The organism is Skermanella rosea, assembly GCF_016806835.2.
GTDB classification, from domain to species: Bacteria; Pseudomonadota; Alphaproteobacteria; order Azospirillales; family Azospirillaceae; genus Skermanella; species Skermanella rosea.
The window spans coordinates 210,896-233,708 of the sequence record NZ_CP086113.1; the positions used below are offsets into that span (position 1 = coordinate 210,896).

General features: G+C 71.5%; 27 protein-coding genes. 22 read left to right on the plus strand and 5 right to left on the minus strand.

Translation table 11 applies throughout. The annotated features are described in order from the left end of the window. Window positions 1–169: 169 nt before the first annotated feature. The 8 genes from JL101_RS32320 (at window position 170) to JL101_RS32355 (ending at window position 5,890) form a co-directional block, all read left to right on the plus strand. Complete coding sequence (locus JL101_RS32320) at window positions 170–673, plus strand: hypothetical protein (RefSeq protein WP_203103852.1); 504 nt, start codon at window positions 170–172, stop codon at window positions 671–673. A 152-nt stretch (window positions 674–825) separates the two neighbouring features. Then, window positions 826–1,989, plus strand: a complete 1,164-nt coding sequence (locus JL101_RS32325) for an ArdC family protein (protein ID WP_203103850.1) — start codon at window positions 826–828, stop codon at window positions 1,987–1,989. Window positions 1,990–2,101: 112 nt separating this feature from the next. Next, window positions 2,102–3,481, plus strand: a complete 1,380-nt coding sequence (locus tag JL101_RS32330; protein WP_203103848.1) for a ParB/RepB/Spo0J family partition protein — start codon at window positions 2,102–2,104, stop codon at window positions 3,479–3,481. 58 nt (window positions 3,482–3,539) lie between these two features. Further along, on the plus strand, window positions 3,540–4,115 hold the full coding sequence (locus tag JL101_RS32335) for a hypothetical protein (protein ID WP_203103846.1): 576 nt from the start codon (window positions 3,540–3,542) through the stop codon (window positions 4,113–4,115). 157 nt (window positions 4,116–4,272) lie between these two features. Continuing rightward, window positions 4,273–4,539 (plus strand): hypothetical protein, encoded by a 267-nt coding sequence (locus tag JL101_RS32340; RefSeq protein WP_203103844.1) that lies wholly within the window; start codon window positions 4,273–4,275, stop codon window positions 4,537–4,539. Window positions 4,540–4,619: 80 nt separating this feature from the next. Beyond that, window positions 4,620–5,117, plus strand: a complete 498-nt coding sequence (locus JL101_RS32345; protein WP_203103842.1) for a hypothetical protein — start codon at window positions 4,620–4,622, stop codon at window positions 5,115–5,117. Window positions 5,118–5,380: 263 nt separating this feature from the next. Next, on the plus strand, window positions 5,381–5,560 hold the full coding sequence (locus JL101_RS32350; RefSeq protein WP_203103840.1) for a hypothetical protein: 180 nt from the start codon (window positions 5,381–5,383) through the stop codon (window positions 5,558–5,560). Between the two features lie 87 nt (window positions 5,561–5,647). Next, on the plus strand, window positions 5,648–5,890 hold the full coding sequence (locus JL101_RS32355) for a hypothetical protein (protein ID WP_203103838.1): 243 nt from the start codon (window positions 5,648–5,650) through the stop codon (window positions 5,888–5,890). Window positions 5,891–6,414: 524 nt separating this feature from the next. On the opposite strand, the gene JL101_RS32360 is transcribed toward JL101_RS32355, so the two are convergent. The 5 genes from JL101_RS32360 to JL101_RS32380 form a co-directional block, all read right to left on the minus strand. Beyond that, entirely contained in the window at window positions 6,415–6,969 is a 555-nt protein-coding gene (locus JL101_RS32360; protein ID WP_203103836.1) for a hypothetical protein, read from the minus strand. Then, the gene (locus JL101_RS32365) at window positions 6,966–7,247 is read right to left on the minus strand and encodes a hypothetical protein (protein WP_203103834.1); all 282 of its coding nucleotides are present in this window, start codon (window positions 7,245–7,247) and stop codon (window positions 6,966–6,968) included. Before JL101_RS32365 ends, JL101_RS32360 begins: the two co-directional genes overlap by 4 nt. 275 nt (window positions 7,248–7,522) lie before the next feature. Then, window positions 7,523–7,999 (minus strand): hypothetical protein, encoded by a 477-nt coding sequence (locus JL101_RS32370; protein ID WP_203103832.1) that lies wholly within the window; start codon window positions 7,997–7,999, stop codon window positions 7,523–7,525. Continuing rightward, window positions 7,996–8,751, minus strand: a complete 756-nt coding sequence (locus tag JL101_RS32375; protein ID WP_203103830.1) for a hypothetical protein — start codon at window positions 8,749–8,751, stop codon at window positions 7,996–7,998. The genes JL101_RS32370 and JL101_RS32375 overlap by 4 nt, the downstream gene beginning before the upstream one ends. Further along, on the minus strand, window positions 8,751–9,179 hold the full coding sequence (locus JL101_RS32380; protein WP_203103828.1) for a hypothetical protein: 429 nt from the start codon (window positions 9,177–9,179) through the stop codon (window positions 8,751–8,753). Before JL101_RS32380 ends, JL101_RS32375 begins: the two co-directional genes overlap by 1 nt. 325 nt (window positions 9,180–9,504) lie before the next feature. Here JL101_RS32380 and JL101_RS32385 point away from each other — a divergent pair, with 325 nt between their 5' ends. The 14 genes from JL101_RS32385 (at window position 9,505) to JL101_RS32450 (ending at window position 22,682) form a co-directional block, all read left to right on the plus strand. Beyond that, window positions 9,505–10,260, plus strand: coding sequence for a hypothetical protein (locus tag JL101_RS32385; protein ID WP_203103826.1), 756 nt, complete (start codon window positions 9,505–9,507; stop codon window positions 10,258–10,260). Next, window positions 10,253–11,962 (plus strand): type IV secretory system conjugative DNA transfer family protein, encoded by a 1,710-nt coding sequence (locus JL101_RS32390; protein ID WP_203103824.1) that lies wholly within the window; start codon window positions 10,253–10,255, stop codon window positions 11,960–11,962. Before JL101_RS32385 ends, JL101_RS32390 begins: the two co-directional genes overlap by 8 nt. Then, window positions 11,949–12,272 (plus strand): hypothetical protein, encoded by a 324-nt coding sequence (locus JL101_RS32395; RefSeq protein ID WP_201081851.1) that lies wholly within the window; start codon window positions 11,949–11,951, stop codon window positions 12,270–12,272. The genes JL101_RS32390 and JL101_RS32395 overlap by 14 nt, the downstream gene beginning before the upstream one ends. After that, on the plus strand, window positions 12,262–13,227 hold the full coding sequence (locus JL101_RS32400; RefSeq protein WP_203103822.1) for an ATPase, T2SS/T4P/T4SS family: 966 nt from the start codon (window positions 12,262–12,264) through the stop codon (window positions 13,225–13,227). Before JL101_RS32395 ends, JL101_RS32400 begins: the two co-directional genes overlap by 11 nt. A 76-nt stretch (window positions 13,228–13,303) precedes the next feature. After that, window positions 13,304–13,615, plus strand: coding sequence for a hypothetical protein (locus JL101_RS32405; protein ID WP_201081843.1), 312 nt, complete (start codon window positions 13,304–13,306; stop codon window positions 13,613–13,615). Window positions 13,616–13,618: 3 nt separating this feature from the next. After that, window positions 13,619–13,894, plus strand: coding sequence for a hypothetical protein (locus JL101_RS32410; RefSeq protein WP_201081842.1), 276 nt, complete (start codon window positions 13,619–13,621; stop codon window positions 13,892–13,894). After that, window positions 13,887–16,379 carry a hypothetical protein gene (locus JL101_RS32415; protein ID WP_203103820.1) on the plus strand — a complete coding sequence of 831 codons (2,493 nt, stop codon included), beginning with the start codon at window positions 13,887–13,889 and terminating at the stop codon, window positions 16,377–16,379. Before JL101_RS32410 ends, JL101_RS32415 begins: the two co-directional genes overlap by 8 nt. A gap of 15 nt (window positions 16,380–16,394) precedes the next feature. Then, entirely contained in the window at window positions 16,395–18,290 is a 1,896-nt protein-coding gene (locus JL101_RS32420; RefSeq protein ID WP_203103818.1) for a right-handed parallel beta-helix repeat-containing protein, read from the plus strand. Window positions 18,291–18,305: 15 nt separating this feature from the next. Beyond that, the gene (locus tag JL101_RS32425; protein ID WP_203103816.1) at window positions 18,306–18,479 is read left to right on the plus strand and encodes a hypothetical protein; all 174 of its coding nucleotides are present in this window, start codon (window positions 18,306–18,308) and stop codon (window positions 18,477–18,479) included. Beyond that, on the plus strand, window positions 18,469–19,641 hold the full coding sequence (locus JL101_RS32430) for a type IV secretion system protein (RefSeq protein ID WP_203103814.1): 1,173 nt from the start codon (window positions 18,469–18,471) through the stop codon (window positions 19,639–19,641). The genes JL101_RS32425 and JL101_RS32430 overlap by 11 nt, the downstream gene beginning before the upstream one ends. Window positions 19,642–19,653: 12 nt before the next feature. Beyond that, the gene (locus JL101_RS32435) at window positions 19,654–20,334 is read left to right on the plus strand and encodes a type IV secretion system protein (RefSeq protein ID WP_203103812.1); all 681 of its coding nucleotides are present in this window, start codon (window positions 19,654–19,656) and stop codon (window positions 20,332–20,334) included. A 66-nt stretch (window positions 20,335–20,400) separates the two neighbouring features. Continuing rightward, the gene (locus JL101_RS32440; RefSeq protein ID WP_203103810.1) at window positions 20,401–21,270 is read left to right on the plus strand and encodes a TrbG/VirB9 family P-type conjugative transfer protein; all 870 of its coding nucleotides are present in this window, start codon (window positions 20,401–20,403) and stop codon (window positions 21,268–21,270) included. Beyond that, window positions 21,267–22,334: a TrbI/VirB10 family protein gene (locus JL101_RS32445; protein WP_203103808.1), complete on the plus strand. Its 1,068-nt coding sequence runs from the start codon at window positions 21,267–21,269 to the stop codon at window positions 22,332–22,334. Before JL101_RS32440 ends, JL101_RS32445 begins: the two co-directional genes overlap by 4 nt. A gap of 6 nt (window positions 22,335–22,340) precedes the next feature. Then, window positions 22,341–22,682: a hypothetical protein gene (locus JL101_RS32450; protein WP_202685299.1), complete on the plus strand. Its 342-nt coding sequence runs from the start codon at window positions 22,341–22,343 to the stop codon at window positions 22,680–22,682. Window positions 22,683–22,813: the final 131 nt, after the last annotated feature.

The window sequence follows — 22,813 nt, forward strand, 5'->3', positions numbered from 1 at the left end:
CCCGAACCCGTCGCGTCGGCCCGAAACCCGTCGCCACCGCCGCTCCCTGCCTCCCGCCCGCGCGCCGGCACACGGGAAAAGAGGAGCCGGGCGTCCTCGCGAAACGAAGGCAGGACATCCCGCCACCCCGCGGCCGGACCGCCGGCCCGGCATCCAGGAGATCGACGCCATGACCACCTTCAACGCTCCCGCCTTCCGCCTGTTCTTCAACACCGGCAAGCGCTTCATCGAGACCGGCGCCGCCTGGCCCAACCGCGCCGGCACCGGCTTCAACGTCCAGCTCGACAGCCTGTTCGGCTCCCGTCCGCTGTTCCTGGTCCCCAACCTCGACCGCGACGGCCAGCCGCAAGGCCCGGCCCCCTTCAAGGTGCTCTACCCGACCGGCCGCATCCGCTCCGACGGCAGCTACCACACCCGGGCGTGCGGCGTCGCCCATGTCAGCCGCGACACCCACGGCTACGACCTCTACATCGCCGATCCCGCCGGCAACATGCGGCTGTTCCTGCGGCCCGCAACCGATCCGGCGCACGCCGCCAACGATCCGCCCGGCGACGACTCCGCGACCGCCGACGGGATCGGCCACGACCCCGATACCGGCGAGATCCTCGACGAGGAGACGGCGGTCCCGGACCGGGTCGCCGCCGGTCGCCGGCGCCGGGCCGCGGGGGCCTGACCGCCCCGGCCTGCCCAGCACGGCGGCGGGGGACCGGCCCCGATCGCCGAAGCCAACCCGGCCGGGCTCCCGCACCGGTGCCCGGCCCTCCCGGAAAAACCCGCCCCGCCGGCCAGCGGCGGTCCGGCGGCGATGCCGAAACAGGAGACACCATGAGCACTCTCCAGGACGATCCCGACACGACCAGCCCCCCGGACAGCCTCCGGGCCGGCCGGCCCGGCTCTCCGGGCGTGCCCCCCTGCGGGGGTCGGGCTCTACTCGCTGCGCTCCCCAAGCCCCCTGGACGGGGTCTTGGCCCTTCGGGTGACGATCCCTCACGCGGTTCCGACGGGTGCCGCCCGGCGGGCCGCTTCGACCTCGCGCGGCAGGTCACCGACCGCATCATCGCCCAGCTCGAAGCGGTCGACCCCGCCGACTGGCGCTGCCCGTGGAACAAGGCCGGGGCATCCCGCCTCCCGGTCAACGGCTTCACCGGCAAGGCCTACACCGGCACCAACACCCTCCTGTTCTGGCTTGAGGCGCGGCGCCACGGCTACGCCAGCCACCGCTGGCTGACCTTCAACCAGATGCTGAGGCTCGGCGGCCGGCTGTCCGAGGAGACCCTGGCGCGGCCGAAGGGCCGGCGCGACTGCGTCGGCATCCGCTACGGCACCTTCGAGAAAAAGGTCGCACCCTGGGTCGACCGCGACGGCCACATCCGCGACACCGAGACGGTGCCCTACGCCAAGGCCTTCCGGGTCTTCAACGTGGACCAGATCACCGGCCTGCCCGACCGGCTCTACGCCGGCCTGCCCGCCGACCACGGCGAGACCACCCGCCGGCGCATCCGGGACTTCGTCGTCACCGCCGGGGTCAACCTCAGCCACGGCGGCGACGAGGCCTGGTACCACCCGGCCAGCGACCAGGTCAGGATGCCGTTCCTCTCCCGCTTCGTCGAGCGGTCCGGCGCCGAGGGGCCGGAACACTACGACGCCACCCTGCTGCACGAGATCGTCCACTGGAGCGGCCATCCCGCCCGCCTCGGCCGGCCCGACCTGGCCGCCCCGGACGTGCGGGCCACAGCCCGCGAGGAACTGTGCGCCGAGTTCGGCGCCGCGATCCTGTGCGCCTATTTCGGGGTGGCCGGCCGGCTCCGGCACCCCGAGTACATCAGCCACTGGCTGGCCCACCTGAGGTCGGACAGCCGCGCCCTGTTCACCGCCACCCGGCAGGCGCGCCTGGCCTTCGAGTTCCTGCTCGAGCGCGGCGGCCTGCCCAGCCCCGACGAGGAGCCGGCGCCGGCCGGCGACGCCGCCGGGCCGTCCGCCTGGAAATGAGAGACGGGGCGGGGTCCCGACAAGAAGGAGGTGCGACGGACCCGGTGACGCGCCCGACCCCGGCCCCCGCCGATCCCGGCGGGGGTTTTCGCTTTCCGGAGGATCACGACCGATGCCAGACTTCCCGCTCAGCATGCTCCGCCACAGCCCGCGCAACATGCGCTCCGTCGGCAAGGACGACGGCCTGGACGAGCTCGCCGCCTCAATGCGCGAGCGCGTCGCCCGCGGCCAGCCGCCGCTGATCCAGAGTCTGCGCGGCTGCCGGATCAGCCCCAAGAAGATCGAGATCCACGCCGGCGGCCGCCGGCTGTCGGCCCTGCTCAGGCTCCGCCGCGAGAAGGTCATCCCGGCCTCCCTCCCGGTTCCGGTCGAACTCGACCGCCCCGAGGACGCGGTCGAGATCTCGATGGTCGAGAACCAGATGCGGATCCCGCCGCACCCCTACGACCAGGTCGCCGGGTTCCGGAAACTGGCCGAGCAGGGACTCGACCCGGACCGGATCGCCCAGCGCTTCGGCGCCCGGGCCTTCTGGGTCCGGCAGCGCCTCGCGCTGGCCGGCCTGCACCCGGACCTGCTCGACCTGCTGAAGCGCGACGCGCTGCCGATCGCCTGCGCCCAGGCGCTGACCCTGACGGCGGACCAGGACCGGCAGCTCGACTGCTGGCGGCAGCTCCCGCCGTGGCAGCGGGACGCGTGGCAGATCCGGCGCATCCTGCGCGACGCCAGGACGCCGGTGGGCGCCGCCCTGTTCCCGATCGCCGACTACGTCGCCGCCGGCGGCGTCATCGAGCGGGACCTGTTCGACGAGCGCGACCAGGGCACCATCGGGAGCCCGGCGCTGTTCGCCGCGATGCAGCGGGCCGAGGTCGACCGGCGCATCGCGGCGCTGAAGGCCGAGGGATGGGCCGAGGTCATCGAGTGCGACCCCGGCCTCGGCTGGAGCCGTCACGCCCGCGACCTGAACCTCGAGGAGATGGCGTGCGCGGGCCAGCGGGGGCTGACCGAGGACGAGGCGGCCGAGTGCCACCGCCTCCTGGCCTTCATCCGGGAAACCCCCGATCCCGGGGATCCCGCGGAGGAGCGGGACGCCCGCCAGGCCGGGATCGACGCCGAGCGGCGGCTCGAGGCCCTGGACACGCTGGCCAAGTCCGGGGTCTACAGCCCGGAACAGCGGGCGGCCGGCGTGGTCCTGGTGCTCTACGACCCGCCCGGCAGTCTCCAGGTCCGGGAAGGCTACGCGCGCCGGGCCGACGGCCCCGCCCCGAGCGCTTGCGCGGACGCGCAGGACAGCCAGCCGGGCGATGCCGGCTCGGGGACGCTTCCGCGCCGGGGGATCCCGCCGGGGCCGACGGTGCTCCGGAGGTCCCCGACGGAGGCAGGCCCTACGCCGCCGCGGTGCTGCAATCGCTCGCCGCCGCCAAGAGCCACGCCCTCCAGGACCTCGTCAGCGGCGATCCCGAGACGGCGGTGCGGATCGCGGTCCACCAGCTGATCGACGGCGGCTACCGGCTGAACCCGGGTCCCGCCGGAGCCGACCGCGTCGGCTGCGGATGGTCGAGCACGTTTTCGCGCGGGAGAACCCGGTCCTCGACGACGGCCTCCGGGAGGTGCTGGGCCGGATCGGGCTGGCCGACACGGCGGTGGTGCCCGCCGCCCGCGACGACGCCTATGCGCGGCGTCATCCCGAGCGGTGGCGCGCCCTCCTGGACGCCCCGTACCCGCTGGTGCTCCAGGCCTTCGCCCTGCTGGTGGCGCGCGGCGTGGGAGTCCAGGCCGGGACGATGCGCAGCCCGGAGATCTTCGCTGCAATCGCCCGGGCCGGTCGGCTGCGCATGGCGGACCGCTGGCGGCCGGACGCCAGGTTCCTGGAGGGCCTGACCAAGGCGCAACTCCACGCGATCCTGACCGGCAACGGGCTCGGCGCGCTGTCGGAGCGCTGGCGGGAGTGCCGCAAGCCCGAGCTGGTCGAACACATGGCGAAGCTGTTCGGCGGCTGTCCGCCGGTTGGCTGCGGCCCGGCGCTCCAGGCGGCGTGCCTGGACCTGATCGCCGACTGGGTGCCGGCCGGACTGGACTTCGACGTCCCCGGGCCGGACCCCGGACCCGTCCGGGAGGCGGCGGAATGACGACCGGCCTGGCGCCCGAAGCCCCGGCTTCCGGCCACCGCGGGAACCGGCCGCCCGTCAGGCCCACGGCTCTCCCGGCGCCGACGCGGCGGGAGAGCCGTGGGCGGAAGCCCGGGCGGAACCCCGCCGGTCCGGCCCGGTCCAGGGAGGCCCCGCCATGACGCCCCACGAGGCGGCGTACGCCGAGCTGGCCGGCTTCCTCGTCGACCTGGCCGGGCGGCTCGATCAGGAACACCACGACCTGATCTGGGATCGCCTGATCCGGATCGACCTGCGCCTCAGGGCCCTGCAGGCCGGAGAGCCTCCTCCCCGGTCCGCCGCGCGGTGGCGCCGGCGGCACCGCATCCTTCCCGGCCTGCCGGGACCCGACGGCGCGGCCCCGGCCGCCGCGAAGCCGGTCCCGGGGCACGGCTCATCCCGCTGAAACCCTCCCTCCACGATCCCCCGCCGCGAGCACGCCCCGGCGGGACCCCACCGTATCCGCCACCAGACAGGAGACAGGACATGCCTTGTTCGCTCACCCGCACCCAGCGCTGGATCCTGGCCGACTGCACCCGCATCGCCCTCACCGGCTGGCTCCTCACCGACCCGGCGGTCGAGCGGAAAGCCCGCCGCCTCGCGTCCACGGCCACCACCCTGTTCGGCCTTCAGTTCGGCCGCTTCGCTGACCTGGCGATCGCAGAGTTCGGTGCCGGCTACCAGCCGGGCAGCATCCTGCCCGGCGTCCGCTTCCCGCTCAGCATCGAGGAGGCCGCCGCCCTCGCCAACGACATCGAACTGGAGCTGGCGACCGACGACCAGCTGCACGCGGCCGGCCTGATCGCCGCCCACAGCCCGTTCGCCCAGCCGGAAGTCTGCTCGCGCGACTGGCGCACCTACGTCGCCATGCTGACGGCGCTCGGCCTGTCGATCGACGACGAGACCCGCGGTTGGCGCGACCTGGTCCGCGAGCGGCTGCGCTCCTTCCGGCACGCCGTCTCCGGGGCCGACGCGGCGGACTGAGCCGCCGGTTCTCGCTCTCCCCCCTGCACGAGGCTTGACGCCATGCACGCTTACCGTCTCTCCCACCACGCCGGGCGGATCACGGACCCGCCGGAGCCCACCCGGCGCCACACCCTCCAGCCCGGCCCCGAGCCGTCCGGCGGATCGCCGGCGACGCACGGAAGCACTCCGGCCCCCATTCCCGGAACCGACGCCGGAATCGCTGCCGGAGGGTGCCGCCGCGCCCGGCCGAACCGGACGGCCCCGACCCGGGGGCCGGCATCATGAAACGCGTCCTGACCCTGGCGGAAAGCCTGCGCGCCCGGGCGTTCCTGGTTCGGGCGATGCCGGACGAGATCGATCCCGAGGCGCTGGCGGCACACCTGGAGGAAGCCGCGGACCGGATCGAGCAGCTCGAACTGCGGCTGGTGGCCCAGCCGACCCGCGTGCTGTGGCTGCACTGACCGGCTTGCCGCAGGCCGGACCGGCGCGATCCCGCGCTTCGCCCGGCGAGCCATCGCCTTCTTCAACCCGATCGTCCTGGAGTCAGCATGATGAAGAACCGCCATCCCCTGCTCGCTACCGGCCGCGCCGCACGGCCGGGTTGCTACGCCGCCCTGCCCGGCACCGGTCCGGCAGGCGCCCGCTGCTCCGGCTGCGTGCTGCTCGTGCCCGAGGGCTCGAAGTTCGTCTGCGCACAGTACCGGCGCCTGACCGGGCGCAAGGGCAAGCCGATCAGCCCCGACACCGAGGCCTGCCGGTATTTCGAACGGCGCGGGGTCTCGAGCCGCTGATCCGGACCCCCGCGCCCGGGCTTCGCGCCGCCGGGGGAGAGCGGGCCCTCTCGGCCGCGCTCCCCCGGATCGCCTCGCCGACGGTTCGCGCCGCCTCCGCGGCGGCAGGCGGTGCCAGGCGCGGCGGGCCGTCCCTCTCCCCGCCGGCCTTGTCTCGGAATCCCTCGGCGCGCCCCGCTCCGCCGGTCGCGGCCGCACCCCTGCGCTCGCGACGCGGCACCGCCGAAGCCGGGCCTGTGGACCCGGCCCAGCGGGTCAGCCGCTCCCTTCAGACCGGCATCGTCCCGACAGCGGTCATCCCGGCGACACCGGGATCCGGCAGCCGGAAGCCGGACCCCGGAGCATCCGGCGCCAGGATCGGATCAGCACGTCATCCCCGACGGCATCGACAGGGAAGGCACTCCAAAGAGCCCGGAAGGCCATCGCGGGAAGGAAGACGGTGCCGACGGGACGCCGGTCCGAGGGCTGCCGGCAGTGGCACCCCGGCCGGCACCGGCCGAGGCCCCTGCTCCGCCAGCAGCCTTTCAGGCCTTGACCCGGAACGTGCCCTTGATATTCCCGGGGTTGGCCACGGCGATCTGGATATGGGTCTGCCGCCAGAAACCCGAGGTGCGGTAGATCCGCTCCCCCTGCGGGAACAGGCCGCGAACGGTGTCATACGGAGACTCGCCGCTGTCCAGCACGAGCCTGTGCAGGTGGTTGATGACGGCGCAATCGAGATACCGCCTGGCCTTCACGTTCTTGGGAACCGGCGATCCGGCGGTGGTCGAGGCGTCGATCAACGACGTATAGGCGACCTCGATCGCCTCGGCGCCGTCACGCGTGGTCGCGTCCAGGCAGTTGCCGAGGTCGATGACGGCGCCGACGACGAACGCCGTCCTGTAATCGCCTTTGCCGACCTTCCACTCGGCCCACTCGCGGGCACGGATCGGGTCGGATTCCCAGAAGTAGACCCCGCCGCCCAGCCAGTCGTACCGTTCGACCGACGCGACCATGGTCTCTCCGCCCAGGATCCGCTCGCCGATCTCCCCGTCGCAGCCGTGATAGCCCAGGACGAACGACGGCTGGAGACGGCTCATTTGCCTTTGGCGCGCCCGACCGAGCTCCGCGTCGCGATCCGTGCCGCCGATCCCTTGAGCGTCGGCCGCCTCGACAGCACGACCGCGGCGCCCCTAGCCGCCGTGTAGAGGTATTCGGCCATCTGCTGCGGGCCCTTGCTGTACCGCTTCGTCAACGTGCCCTTCGCGGTGAGCACGCCTTCGGCCCGCAGGACATCGCGCGCCCTGCCGGGATCCCCCCCGATATTGTCCTTCAGGTTCTGGGCTGCCGCCCTGATCTTGCCGACCGCGATGCTCATCCGCCTGCCTCCCGTTCATCGCGCATCCTACCAAGCGCGTCGGCTCGACCGCAAGAGAGGCGGCATGCATCGTCAGGTCGGCGCCGGCGCTTCGACCGCCGGCGCCGGCGTGTCGCCCGCAGGGTCGGGACGGCGCAGGAAGGGGACGGTTCCCGCCGTCCGGATCCCGCCCCCGCCGTCCGAACACGATGCCGACACAAATGGGGGCGTCCCGTTCCGCGATGGCGTCCGGGACATTGCGGTCCGGGTGACCGCCGGGAGAGCGCCGCCCCCCATCACCGGCCGATCCAGACCGGCGGCAGATCGCAGGCGATCCCCTGCTTTTCCCGGCGTTGGGTCCGGCGGCATTCCTCGGCCATCGCCCGCGCGTCGTTGAGGGCGGCGACCTGCGCCAGGAACGCGGCCCCCTGGACCGCGGCGGCGCCCTGCCGCGCCCCGTCCCAGCGCCCGACGCCGTAACCGGCGCCGGCCAGCAGCAGGCCGGCCGCAGCCAGCATCGCCCCCGTCGCGAAACCCGACCGGCGCACGATCCGCGCCGCCTCCCGCCGGGTGGCCAGGCCCGCCGCCTCGGCGACGCGGCGGACCAGCTCGGCCTCGCCCTCCGGCGTCAGGCGCCCGGCCCCGCCCCTGGCCGCCTCCCCGGCGGTCTCCGCCGCCTCCATGACGGTGAGCAGCGCCAGGCGCAGCGGGCTGTCCTCCTCCATGCCGGCCCTGGCGCAGAAGTCCTCGACGCGCCGCGCCCCGCCGCTCACGGCAGCCAGTCCGCCTGGGTCGTCCGCTCGCCCTCGAGGTCGCGCAGCCATTTGCGGACCATGAACGCGTAGGTCGGGTCGAGCGGCCTGCCGTCGCGCCCCTCGGCGCCGGAGGCGGCGGCGTAGAAGCCGATGCCGGCCCTGCGGACCAGATCCATGCAGGCCAACCGCTTCATCAGGATCGGCACCGCCCCGGCCCGGACCATCGCCGCCAGGCCGGGATCGTCCAGCGTCCGCCCGAACGCGCCCGCCATCGTCCTGCCCTCCCGGATCACGCCCTCGTTCATCACCAGGAAGACCCGCCGGGGACGGAAATACCCCGCCTCCCAGATCGACAGGACGTGCTTGAGGTCCTCCTCCTCCGGCCCGAGGAAGTAGAGCGCCAGCGGCTCGATGCCGTACTCGCCGCAGAACTCGACCGGCAGCAGGTCGCGGCCGTATTCCTGGAGCACCCGGTCGCCCCCGCCGAGATCGAGGACGGCGGAGCGCCGCTCCGCGACCATCCGGTTGAGCACGCCGGACAGCCACTGCTTGACGTCGGGCAGTTCGTCGGTCTCCGGGACCAGGGCCTCCGGGAACATGCCGGCGAGCGTCCGGGAGCGCGCGTCGCCGTCGGCCACGAGGACGTCGCGGCCGCGGTCCCGCGCCCGCCACACCAGCTCGGACAGGCCGGTGGACTTGCCGCCGTACCCGCGCCCCAGCCCGACCGCGAGCACCGGAGCGGGGGATGCCCGACCCTCATCCTTCGCCATCACGTCCTCCTTCCGGACCGTTCGTTGACCTTCGACCTGAAGCGCGCCAGCACGTCGTCGGCATCCGGACCCGGCGCCGCACGGTCCGTGACGGGGCTTTCCGGCGCCGCGACGGACGGAGGCCCGGTCCGGACGGCGTCCCGCCGGCAGGCCGGCGGGACCTCGCGCCGGGACGCGGCAACGTCCCTCCGGACGCGCCACCAGGTGTGGCGGACCGCTTCCGGGGTGAGCGGCCTTCCCTCCGGGGACAGCAGGCCGAGCCCGGCGAATCCGCCGGCCAGGGCCTGCCAGCCCGGCCGGTCCTCCCGGAACAGCGCCGCGAAGGCGTCGTGCCTGGCGTGGAGCCAGCGGTACAGCGGCGAGCGCCGCGACGCAGACCGGGCAATTCCGGCGATGGCCTCCAGCTCCGAATCGGCCTCGGTCCTCATCGCCACCCCCTCGCACCGGGGCCTTCCCGCCGGCGGCCGTGGACCGTCCGTTGACCTCGCCGTTGAGGTTCCGTGGACCCTCCGTTGAGCAGGCGCGGAAGCTCCGCGGCCCGGAAAGCAGGCGGCGCCGAGGCGACCGACCGCCCAGGACCGTCGGCTCCGGTCACCGGCGGCGGAAGGCTATCGCAAGATAAAAGACGCCTCCCCACACCACCCTCCCCACCCCTTTATTTTCGCGGTTTCCGGTGTCCCCACCCCTTGGCCGATCTCCCCGGCGTGGGGTAGACTACCGCGTTACAGTAGTCTTTTCCGGGAGGGAAGTGAAGTGGCTGGCCGGGTTCCCCTCGCCCGGACGCGGGACGGCTTCATCGAGCGGTGGCTGAAGCCCGCGCCCGGAACGGCGCCGCCGACGGGCGGACGCGTTCCCCTGCCCGGCCTCGGGAAACCTCCCGCCGTCCGGCGCGGCACCGCCCGACTGGCGGGCGGGTCCGGGTCGCCGTACCGCCGGCGCGCGACGGTGATCGTCTCCTTCCACCGGCTGCGCGGCGCGGGATACGCCAAGCTGCACGCGCACCTCCGCTACGTCGAGCGGCCCGGCGCCGGCGAGCGGGCGGTGGCGGCCGAGCTGTTCTCCGCCGGGAGCGACGGCGTCCCGGGGCATGAGAGGATCGCGGCGTGGCGGGACGACCGGCACCAGTTCCGGGTCATCCTGGCCCCGGAAGACGGCCATCGGCTCGACATGACGGCCTACACGCGCGCCTTCATGGCCGAGCTGGAGGCGGCCCTGGGCACCCGGCTCGAGTGGGTCGCCGGCATCCACGAGAAAGCGGACGCCGCCCACCCGCGGAACCGCCACGCCCACATCGTGATCCGCGGCGTCGACGACACCGGGGCGGACCTGGTGATCGGCCGGGAGTTCATCCGCCACGGGATGCGGCGCATCGCCGAGGAGCTGGCGACCCGGCAGCTCGGCCAGATGAGCCAGCGGGAGCTGGACGCCCACCTCGCCCGGCGGGCGGAGCGCGCCGGGGAGCGGGTCCGCGCCGCCGGCCGGCGCGGGGACGGGCGCGGCCATGACTGACTTCACCGTCGCCCAGATCATCGCCCACCCGGAGCCGTTCGTGCAGGCCGCCCGGCTGTGGATATCGTCCAACGCCGCGCTGCTGGCCGGCTGGGCCGCGGGCGCGCTGGCAATCGCCGGGGTGGCCGGGTTCGGGGCCGGCGCGGTCGCGGACCGGCTGCGCCGGGCGGCCGGGGAGCGGCGCCGGTACGGCGGCCTCCGCGCGGCCCGGAAGGCGGGGCTGCTGCGCAACCCCGGGCTGGAGCGCTCCGGCATCCCGATCGGCCGGATCGGCCGCAAGCGGCTGTGCTGGGTCGACCAGGAACCGGTGCTGGTCACCGGCGGGACCCGGTCGGGCAAGGGGACCGGCGTGATCCGGCCGGCCTGCCTGACCTACGGCGGGCCGATGGTGATGTACGACGGCGGCAAGGGCGAGCTGTTCCGCGACACCTCGGGCTGGCGCGCGCGCTTCAGCCACGTGCTGAAGCTCGACCTGACCGACCCGGACGGCGTGCACTTCAATTTCCTGGACGAGATCGACCCGGCCAATCCGGTCGCCGGCGCCGACAACCTCGCCAAGGCGGTGCCCCGCCCCGACGACGCCGACGGCCATTTCGAGCCGGCGGCCGATCGGCTGATCGCCGCCGTGATCCTGCACGTGCTCCACGCCGCGGCGGCCGACCGCCGGAACATGGCCGAGGTCGTGCGCCTGGTCTCCCGGGGCGACGCCGGCATGCGCGACGTCATCCGGAGCGCCGCGCACCCGGTCGCCGTCGACCGGGTCAACGGGCTGTTCGGCGGGGCCGTGCTCGGCAGCGGCGCCGACGAGGGCATGAAGTACCGGCAGAGCGTCTACAACAGCGCGCTCGTCCGGCTGTCGGTGTTCGAGGACCCGGTGGTGGCGCGGATCACCGCGCGCTCGGACTTCCGGATGCGGGACCTGTTCCGGCTCAGCCCGCTGCTGCGGCCGGTGTCGCTGTACCTGACGACGCCGGCGAGCGAGGACGACCGGCTGCGCCCGGCGACCTCGCTGTTCCTGTCGCTGCTGATCGGCGCGATCCTGCGCGAGCAGCCGGCGCTCGACGGCGAGCCGCGCTGCCTGCTGGTGATCGACGAGTTCGCCAGCCTGCGCATGGAGATCCTGCAGACCGCGATCACCAAGATCGTCGGGTGCGGCGCCACGATGCTGCTGGGCGCCCAGTCGCTCAACGCGCTGCGCCAGGCGCCCTACGGCCCGTACAACCAGTTCCGGGACAACATCCGCTGCCACGTCGCGTACGCCGCCAACGACGGCCTGACCCAGCAGGAGATCTCCCGGTCGTGCGGCACGGTCGCGGAGCGGCGCACCTCGGTGAGCCGCGGCCGGCCGGCCGCGGGCTGGGGCCGGACACACACGGAGACGCGGAGCGAGGTGGAGCGGCCGGTGCTCGACGCCGGCGGGGTCCGGGCGCTGCCCGACCGCGACGAGCTGATCCTGATCACCGGCCAGCCAGTGATCCGCGCCCGCAAGATCCGCGACTTCAGGGATCCGGTGCTGAGCCGCCGCCTCGGCCTGCCGCCGGCCCCGATGCGCGGCCGCGACGGGCGCTACCCGGGGCTGCCGCGGTCCCCGGACCCGCAGGGACCGGGGCCGCGCGCGGCGCCCGCCGGGCCGCCGCCCGCGCGGCCGAAACGCGGGCGCAAGCTGATCGCAGCCCCGAGAGCGACGGATGAGGAAGGTTGAGGTCAAGCTCTACCTGGATCCCGACCTGGCGTCCCGGGTGGCCGAGGCGACCACACGGTTCCGGTCGGCGGGCCGCAAGGTCAGCCGCAACGACGTGCTGGAGCAGCTGATCGAGGACGGCTTCCGGATGTGGCGCCGCGAGACCGAGGCGGTCGGCCGGGTCGAGGCCAGCATCGCCCGGCTGCTCGACCGGTCGGCCCGGCACGACCGGCTGCTGCGCTCGATCCTGCTGACCCTGGCCGACGGGGACCAGGCGGAATACCGCAGGGTGGTCGGGATCATCGAGCGGGAGGACGGCGATGCGGCCTGACCCGGCGGTTCCGGACCTGACGGCGGCCAACCGGGCGGAAAGCCTGCGCCGGCGCCTCGAGGACCTGGAGGACGCCTACGGCCCGACGATCCGCGCGGCGCGGACCCTGGCCGGGTGCACGGACATCGCGGTGAACGAGGACGGCGCGATCTGGATCACGGTCGGCGGGCAGGACAGGCCGGCCGGCGCCCACCTGTCCGAGCAGGCGGCCCGGCGGATCGTGGCCCTGGTGGCCGACATCGACAGCCACCCGGTGGAGAAGGCGGCGCTCTCGGCCAACCTGCCGACCGGCGAGCGGTTCGCGGCCCTGCTGCCGCCGACCGTGCGGCGGATCGTCTTCTCGATCCGCCTGCCGCCGGGACGGATCTTCACCCTGGAGGACTACATCGCGGCCGGCATCATGGCCGAGGCCCAGGCCGACACGCTGCGCCGCGCGGTGGCCGAGCGGCGCAACATCCTGATCGTGGGCGGCACCGGGGCGGGCAAGAGCACGCTGGCCAACGCGCTGCTGGCGGAGCCGGACTTCCGGGCGAGCCGGACCTGCATCATCCAGGACCAGGACGAGCTGAAATGCAGCGGGCCGAACGTGGTGCGCGCCTTCACCGGCCCGATGACGGCGCGCGAGCTGGTGCGCGAGTTCCTCCGGCACAATCCCGACCGGATCGTGATCGGCGAGATCCGCGACGGCCACACGGCGCTGGAATGGATCTCGGCGAGCAACACCGGCCATCCCGGCGGGCTGTCGACCGCCCACGCCAACTCGGCGGCGCACGGCCTGTCGCGGATCTCCCGGCTGATCGGGCAGGTCGCCGTCAACGTACCCCACGCCGACATCGCCGAGGCGGTGGAGCTGGTCGCCTTCCTCCGGCGGGAGCGGGACGGCTCGAGGCGCTTGGCCGAGATCGTCCGGCCGGCGGGGCACGACGGCGGGCGGTACCTGACCGAACCCGCGTGACGGGATTGCGCCCCGCCGCGAAATCTGCCACACTGACTACCGCGGATCAGTAGTCAAAAACTTGGGAGGTAGACCGATGCGAACCGCTTATCCGTCTGTCACCATCGGGCTGATCGCCGTCCTGGCCACAGCCCCGGCGCTGGCCCAGTTCGCCGGCGGGGGCACCGCGGCACCCTTCCAGCAGGGCATGAGCACCGTGCTGAACTGGGCCTTCGTCGCCGGCGTCGCGATCGCCCTGTTCAGCTTCCTGCTGGCCTGCGTCTTCCTGTTCATGCGGAACCTGATCGGCTTCGCCGGCGGCGTGCTGGGCGTCGTGATCGGCGGCGCGATGATGGCCAACGCGCCGACCCTGGTCCAGTCCCTGACCGGCCTGACCAGCGCGTTCTGACCCGTGGAGACGGGGCGCACCTACAAGAGCCTGGAGGTGCCGCCGAACTATTTCGGCTGCCACATCCACGTCGCCCTGATCGCCATCCTGACGCCGGTGGCGGCGCTCCTGGGGTTCCTGTTCCTGCCCTGGCTGGCGGCCCTGCTGCTGGTCCTGGGCGCCCTGGCGCTGTCGGCGGCGATCTTCGGCATCGGTGCCTGGCTGGGCCGCGCCGACCCGTTCTGGGTCGAGGGCGGGCAGCGGCACCTCCTGGACGAGGAGAGCTACCTCGATGTTTAGGATCGGCGCCAGCCGGGGCGCCGCCGCCGTTCCGCTGACCGAGCGGCTGCCGTGGGCCTACTTCGCGGGGCGCGGCATCGTGTTCCTGAAGTTCGGCGGGTTCCAGCGGACCCTGCGGTTCCGCGGCGGCGACGCCGCCAGCATGGGCGAGGGCGAACTGGACGCGGCCATGGCGCGGCTGCACGACGCCCTGCGCCGGGTGCGCGGGCAGATGAGCCTGCACCTCGAGGCGCGCCGGGTCCGGGCGGCCCCCTATCCCGGGGGAGAGCTGTCCGACCCCGACCGGCGCCGGCAGTGGCCGGACCCGGTCTCGTTCCTGTTCGACGAGGAGCGGCGGGACGCCTACGACCGGGCCGGCGCCCATTTCGAGACCGAACGCTACGTCACCTTCGTCTGGCGGTGCGCCGCCGCGGCGGCGCAGCGGGCGCGCTCCCTGTTCGTGACCGGCCGGGGCGGCGGCGGGACCGGCAAGGAGGGAGAGCGGGAGCTCCACGAGTTCGTCCAGGCCAGCGACACCGTCAAGGGGCTGCTGGACGGGGTCATGAAGGAATGCCGCTGGCTGGACGACGGGGAGACCTTCGACTTCCTGCACAAGGCGGTCTCCACCGGCGGCCACCCGGTCCGGCCGTCGCACGGCAAGGCGCGGATCGACTACGACGTCGCCGACTGCCGCGTGGTCGGCGGCGCGGAGCCGATGCTGGGCGGCTGCCCGATGCGGGTGATCTCGGTCAGGAACGCGCCCGACACGGTTCCGGCCGCCCTGGCGGCGCTCGACACCGTGCCCTTCGAGCACCGCTGCACGCTGCGCTGGATGGGCCTGGAGCACGGCGAGGGCCTGCGGCGGATCGAGAGCCAGCTGCGGGACTGGGAGATGCTGGGCATCGCCATGGTCCCGATGCTGATCTCGTACCTGCTGAGGAGCGACCGGCAGAAGACCAGCGAGGCGGCCAACGCCATGGCCGAGGACGCCCGCGAGGCGCTGCACGCCGCCCGGCGGGATGAGCTGACGATCGGCTACGCCAACCTCAACGTCGTGCTGTGGGACCGCGACAGGATCGGGCTGGAGGGGCGGATCCGGACGGTGACCGACATCCTGCAGCGGCTGGGGCTGACGGTGACGAGCTACGCGGTGGCGCCGGTGGACACCTGGCTCGGCACCCTGCCCGGCCACATCTACGCCGACCTGCGCCGGCCGATCCGGACCAGCGTCAACCTGGCCCACTTCGCGCCCTACTCGTCGGTGTGGAGCGGCGACGCGCGCAACGGGCATCTGGGCGGCGCGCCCCTGCTGATCGCCACGACCGACGGCTCGACGCCGTTCCGGATCAACCTGCACCGGGGCGACCTGGGGCATACCCTGGTCCTGGGACCGTCCGGCGCCGGCAAGACGACCCTGCTGAACGCCCTGTGCGTCGGGTGGCGCCGCTATAAGCGCGCCAGGGTGTGCATCTTCACGATCAAGGGCGGCGGCGAGATCCTGACCCGGATGCTGGGCGGCGTCTCCTACGATGTCGGCGCCGTCGGCCGGGACGCCCTCGGCTTCCAGCCGCTGCGCCACGCCGACGACCCCGACGAGCGGATCGAGCTGCTGGACTGGATCCTCGGCCTGCTGCGCGACCAGGGGGTGGCGGTCGACACCGGGGTGCGCGAGGAGGTCACCGGCGCGCTGGACCTGATCGCCGGCAACCCGCCCCGCCGGCGGACCCTGACCCACCTGTCGGGATACCTGGGCCGCCCGGCGCTCAAGCGGGCGATCCAGCACTACGCCCTCGACGGCGGGAACTACGGCCGGCTGCTGGACGACGACGAGGACCGCATCGCGCTGTCCGACATCCTCAGCCTGGACATGACCGAGCTGCTGAAGAAGTCCGACATCGCGCCGCATGTCCTGGCGCACCTGTTCCGCTACGTGGAGCGCCGGGTGTTCACGGGCGATCCGGTCCTGCTGGTGGTCGACGAGGCGTGGCGGTTCCTGGGCGACGCGCTGTTCACGGCCAAGTTCGAGGAATGGCTGCGCGCCGCGCGCTCCAGGAACGTCGTCGTGGTGTTCGCCACCCAGAACATGAAGGATGCCTTCGACGGCACGATCGGCCGGGTCCTGGCCGACGCGGAGAACGTGCCGAACATCATCCTGCTGCCCAACGACCGGGCGCTCAGCGAGAAGGGCCGGAGGCCCTACGAGCAGCTGGGCTTCAACGAGCGGGACATCGGGATCGTCGGCCGGGCGTGCCCGAAGCGCCAGTACTACTTCACCTGCCCGGCCGGCCGGCGCCTGTTCGACCTCGAGCTCGGCCAGCTCGGCACGACGCTCTGCGCCTCGACCTCGACGGAGGACCTGAAGGCCGCCCGCCGGATCCTGGCCGACCAGCCGGACAGGTTCGCCGAGCGGTTCCTGGACGCCAAGGGCGTCGGCTGGGCCGCCGAGTACATCCGGCAGGAACGGGAGGACCGCGAGGCGGCCGGAACGGACGCCGCCGCCGCATAGCAGGAGGATCAAACGATGCGCCGCATCACGCTGGTTCTCGCCGGGACGCTTCTCGGCGCACCGGCCCTCGCCGAGACGATCACGATCGGCCCGGGCCAGAGCGTCACCGACGCCGCCCGGCGCCTCGCGCCCGGCGACACCCTGCTGCTGGCGCCCGGCACGTACAACGAGTCGGTCGACCTCAGCGGCCTGCACGGCAGGGAGGGCGCGCCGATCACGATCCGGGCCGCGGCCGGCCCGGGAACCGCCGTGATCAACGGAGGCAGGAACACGGCGGCGGTCCAGGCGAACCGCATCAGCCACGTGGCGGTCCGCGACCTGGTCGTCGTCGCCAACGCCGGGGGAACCGACGACGACGTGGGCGGCTTCAAGATCTGGGGGAGCTGGGACAATCCGGCCCGCCACCTGGAGTTCACCGGCAATACGATCACCGGCCGGGGGCAGGACGGCTTCAAGCTGTTCCAGGGCGCCCACGACGTGCTGGTCGCCGGCAACACCCTGGACGGCGACTGGCGCCAGGAAGCGATCGACAACGTCTCGGTCCGCGACACCGTCTACGCCGGCAACACGATCGTCGGCCGGGCCGGGTTCTCGGGCCTCACCCTGAAGGCGGGCAGCCGGGACAACGTCGTCCGCGACAACCGGATCGACGTCGACGCGCCGACCCAGCTCAGCGTCGGGGGATACGGAAACTCGCGCCTGGACCGGGAGTTCCCGGCGGAGTGGCAGGGCTTCGAGGCCAGGAACACCACGGTCACCGGCAACGCGATCGACGGCAGCGTGCGCCTGGTCTCGGCGGTGGACAACAGGATCACCGGCAACGCCATCACCGGTCCGGTGAGCAGCGGCACCAATGTCCACATGCCGAACTCCGTCAGAAGTTCGGGCAACACCGTGGACGACGGCTCGCGCCTGGAACGGGGCGTGGACGGGGTCGGGGCGAACATCGGCGACACGGGATCGAACATCTCGGGCTCGGTCGACCGCGGGGCCTACCGCTCCCAGCGACGCCTGGAGGATCTGCTGTCCGGCGACGGGATCACCCGCCAGGCCAACCGGGCGATCGACGGGGCGACCGGCGCCGTCACCGGCGCGATCGACAGGGCCATCGACGAGACGACCGACACGGTGATGCAGCCGGTCGAGGACATGATCGACGGCATCGGCCAGACCCTGTCGTGCAACGTCGCCGGCGCCGCGGTCGCCGGCGCGGCCGGCATCGTCAGCGGGATCTTCAGCGGCGGCAGGGCGACGCTGGGCGCCCAGCTGGCGCAGCACATGACCCAGATCGCCGGGAACCTGTGCCTGGGCAAGCAGCTCGCGGCCCAGCGCCGGCAGCTCGAGGTGCAGCGCCGGATGCTCGACCTCGAACGGCGCAACATCGCGGCCGGCACGGCCGACAACGCGGCCGGCCTCGACGGCCTGATGGCGAGGACCCTGCCCGGGCTGGACCGGGCGGGGTTCCTGCTGTCCGAACCGCGGATCGAGGATCAGTATCGGCAAACCTATCCCGACATGTTCCCGCCCCTGCCGCCGGACGGACTGGTCGAGGTCGAGGACGGGTTGCGCCGGCACGAGCGCGACGCGCATCTCCGGTCGCTCGCCCTGCAGAACCGGGCGGTCCAGGAGCAGGCCGGCACCCTCGGCCGGGCCGTGGACCATGCCGCCGCCGGTCGTGCCGGCCCGGGCCTGCGCTCCGAACTCCAGGCCATGAACGCCATCCAGGGCGAGACGATCGCGTCGATCAACGTCCTGACCGCGGCCACGGTGGGCCACCAGCGGGCCGTGACCGAGGCACGCCTGCGCGACGAGACCAGGAGAACCGCCGCCAACGCGACGGCGAAGGAGTTCATGAGCACGCTCGCCGTCTGCGGCAATTGCAACATCAGCCGCCCGTTCCTGGGCGATTAGACAGGAGGCACCATCATGAGACACTTGGCAACGGCTGCACTCGTTCTGGCGGGCCTGACGGTTACCGCATGCTGGGACGATGAGAAAGAGAAAAAATCCTCAGAGTTCATGTCAAACTTAACGAAGTGCGAGAACTGCAAGATTGATAAGCCATTTCTTGGCTCAACGGAGAAGATCGATGAACCCTGATTATAGCTATGATTACGCTTACCTGAACACTGCTATTACTGACATGCTGGGACGTATCACGTCGGTTGGTGGGGTGATTGATGCCGCATTACAGCCGGTATATTTCATTGTTGGCGTGTTGCTCCTGGTGTTGGCTTGCATCAAGTTCATGTGGCAGCGAGATTTAGCTCCATTGGCCCTTTTTGTAGTCCGATATATTCAGCTGATGGTGCTGATTCTTATCTCAGGCCAATGGATGCCACTGGCCGATGGTTATGTATCCCAGATGGGTGCCTTTGGAGCCAATGCAGCTGGATTCGATGTTCTTCAGTTGGCACCAGGAACTGTGATCATCCGCGCTTTGGAAATCGCAAATCGGATGTACACGGAGAATGTATCGTGGATGCGTGTACTATTCGGTTCATCGGAAGATACGATTGCTCATGTCCTGCTGCTGCTTGGATGCGCTGGCACGATCTTGATGAGCATTTTCATGGCTGCCTGGATCATGCTGTTTTTCGTCGTATTCAAACTGGCGTCGGTTGTTGCTCTAGTCTTTTTGGCATTTCTAATGTTTGAGGGCACGCGGTTCATGGCAGCGCCCGGTCTTGCCCGCATTTTGGCTTATGGTGTCCAAATGCTGGTGCTGAGTCTCGCCACAGGCTTGTTCTTTATGACCTTGGATGCACTCGACCTCAGCGGACACCTGCATGTAGGACAATCAGTGGCTCTGCTTGTGGTCATGTTCTTTTTCGGGCTGCTGTTCAAGTATACGACGGATATCGCCAAGGAACAGGTCACCGGCGTGCCGACCCTGTCGCTGCATGACACCGGCCAGCTTGCAGGCCGTGCCGCAGCCACTGCCGCATCGATGGTCGGCCACATCGGAACGGTCGGGCTCGGTACGCTGGGAGCCTTGAGGCTGACCGGCGCTGCCACAGCCGGGAGATACGCCAGCATTCCCACTTCGACCTCGGGCGCCGCCGCATCGTCAGGCATGAGACACGCCGTAGAAGGAGGTGCCGCCGAGGCACCGGCCACAGTTGCCCGTTTGCTGAACCGCTCGCCGATAGACGCCACATGGACCGAAGCCCGCGACCTCCCCCGGACGGCGGCACGCCTGCTGGAAGCGCGCCGCGCCCTGCCGCCGCCACCGCGCCAGCTACCCCCACCCCGTTCATGATCGGAGTTTCCCATGTTCGGATTTAGCCGAAGCAAGTGGAAGGAAGAGGACGAGTACAAGCGGGCCCGATGGGCCTACGAGGGCCAGGGTGCCGCCGCGACCAAGGCGGCGTGGTTCCTTGGCTTCGGCCTGATCGCCATGACGGGATTCGCCGCCCTGCAGACCTGGGACAAGCACCTGTTGGCCAGCCTGGGCGACCTGAAGTTCGCGACCATCGAAACCTCCCGGACGACCGGCGACGTGGTCAGCGTGTCGATCACCGACGGCGAGCTGGTGGTCGACGAAACCAAGCGGCGCCAGTTCCTCAAATGGTGGATCCCGCTCTGGAGGGCGGTCCCGGCCGACGCCGTGGCCTACAATCACAACTACCTGACGTCCCAGATCTACATGAGCGAACCGGTATACCACCGTGTCGCGGAGTACATGGCGGCGAACCCGGTGGACCAGTTCATCAGGGCGGGCAACGCCCGCATGGTGCGCGTCCAGAACGTGACGCCCACCGGCACCGGAACGCGCTACCGGGTGGACTGGATCGAGAGCGTCTACCGCCATTCCCAGCTCGTCGCGCAGATCCCGATGACGGCCGACATCGACCTGGAGCAGCACACGCCCCGCACCGAGGCGGAGGCCGAGGCCAATATCTTCGGCTTCGTGATAGAAGGCTTCTACTGGACCCCCTCTCCGGGAACCTGAGCCACCTTTTCCGAGTCCGCATGACTACATTAATACGGTAGTCAGACCGGAACAGGGATGGTATCGATGAGACGCGCCGCCGTTCTTTTGCTGTCCTGCCTCTCGGGAGCCTGTTCGCCCTCACCGGGATACCAGCCTCCCCTGCCCACTCTCCCGTCGGCCGCCGCGTCCCTGCCGGTCCCGGCGGCCAGACCGCCGCCGCCGGAAACCTTGCCCAAGCTGCCTCCCGAAGACCCCGTCAGGGCGACTGTCACCGCGCTGAGGGAGGGATTGGTGAAGCCGCGCCGGGAATGGTTCAAGGGAGTGACCTACGCCCCGCCCTACCATCCCAACCACAGCTACCTGGTCTACATTCCCGAAGGAGCCGTCTCGACGTTCGAATTCACCCCCGGAGAGAAGCCGCGTCCGGCCTACTGCGGCGACGGCGGCGTGATCCTGTCGCAGTCATGGTCGCACCTGGGCACCGGGCCGTCGAAGGCGTGGGTCTGGCACGTCAAGGCCAAGATGACCGCACCGCGCCAGACCTGCACGGTCACGACCAGCCGCGGCATCTACCGCGTGGTCATCCAGCCGACGGCCAGCACGCACATCCCCGCCGTCCACTGGTCCGATCCCTACGGGTTCCTGTCGCCCGCCGATCCCGCGGCGCCGGAGATGATCTGCCAGAAGGCCGACATCAACTACGCCTTCGCCGGGGATCCCGGCGCCTTCGGCCTGCGCCCCGGCGACGTCTCCAACGACGGGATGCACACCTGCATCCAATTTCCCCAGTCCGCCGGTTTCGCCACGCCGGCGGTCTGGCTGATCGAGGGTGACCAGGCACGTCCGGCCAGCCCGACCATGATCGACGGCGCATACCTGGTCGACGGCGTCCCCGCCGTCCTCGAGTTGCGCACCGACACCGCGACACTGCGCATCGAAAGGTCCATCCCATGACTTATGCCGAGCCACCGCGGCCGGTGGACGATCCCCGCCCGCCGGTCGAAACCCTGCGCAAATGGCCGTTCGTCGTGATGGGGCTCGCCGCCGTCGCGGTCCTCGGCGCCGTCACCATCGGCCCCTCGCTGCTGCGCGGGGAGCCGGAAAGCAGACGGATTGAGCCGGAGCCCCGGACGAGCACCCCGCGCCCCCTGCAGGGCCTGCCGCTGGACTACACCCAGGTGGTCCAGCAGCCGCCGCCTCCGGTACCGGAACCGGCGCCGCCGCCGGCCCCCGAACCGGCCGCACAGGCCCCGGCCGCCCCGGCCATCGGAATGGAAGGAATGCGACCGCAAGGCCCGACCCGGGCCGAATTGCTCAAGGCGGCCCGCATGGCCGATCTCGCGGCGGTGCCGGTCGCCGCCGCCGGCGCGGTCGAGGATACGGAACCGGGCGGCGGTCCCGCCGCGTCCGGCAGCAGGCTTTACAGCCGCCATTCGCTGACCGATCCGTTCCCCTGCCAGGTCAATGCCGGCGTCAGCATTCCCGCCATGACGGAGCAGCGCATCACCAGCGAGTCGCCGGGCACCGTCTCCGCCATCGTCACCCGGGATATCTGGAGCGCCGACAAGACCTGCCTGGCCATGCCCCGCGGGACGCGCTTCGTCGGCCGGTACCAGACCGCGGTTGCCGAAGGCCAGGCCCGCCTCGGCATCGTGTGGACCGGCCTGACCCGCCCGCCCCCGCGCAACGACACGATCGACCTCGACGACACCGTGGCCGGCGATCCGGACGGCACGGCCGGGCTGAGCGGCGAGGTCAACGCCCACTTCTGGCGCAAGCTGGGCTACGTCGCCGCCGCCTCGATCCTCGACATCACGAAGACCGCCATCACGGCCAGCGGCGAAGGAGGCATGGGGGCAGCCATTGCCGGTATTTTCGCTAATCGCGCGACAAACCCTATGGACGAGTGGGCGCGGAGACAGTTAGACATCCCGCCGGTTATAGAGGTGGAGCCCCGCGAGATCACCATCGTCCTCGCCCGGCATGTCCCTCTGGACGAGTTCAGAACCAGGAGATGAAGCTTCATGCCCCAGCGCGATGATAAGATCGGCGTACACTTCGGAAAGATCTCATCGGCAGTCTGGGACAGGATAAAGGATCAGCCCGGGGCCATCGTTGAGAACGCGGTGCCCCTGCTGGTCCGGACATACCGAGCCGGCACCCCCATCAACTACCAGCCGGCGATGAAGGCCGGGTTGTCGAAGAAGCTCTGGCTGACCCCGGAGACGGTGCAGATGCTGAACACGCTCAGCGAGGAAACCGGGCATCGCCGGACAACCCTGATCCTGACCGCCCTCGACCTGTATCTTGACGGCATCTACGAAAGCGCTGGGCCAAGGCAGATATCACAAGAACGCCGATGGTGATCCAGCCGCCCCAGGCGAAGAAAGCCGCCTCAAAGGGCGCCAGGGCCCGGTCGATGGCTCCGAACACAATTTCGATGAGCAGCAACAGAGCCAAAGTGGACACATCGCGCTCCATCTCGATCCTCACAGCC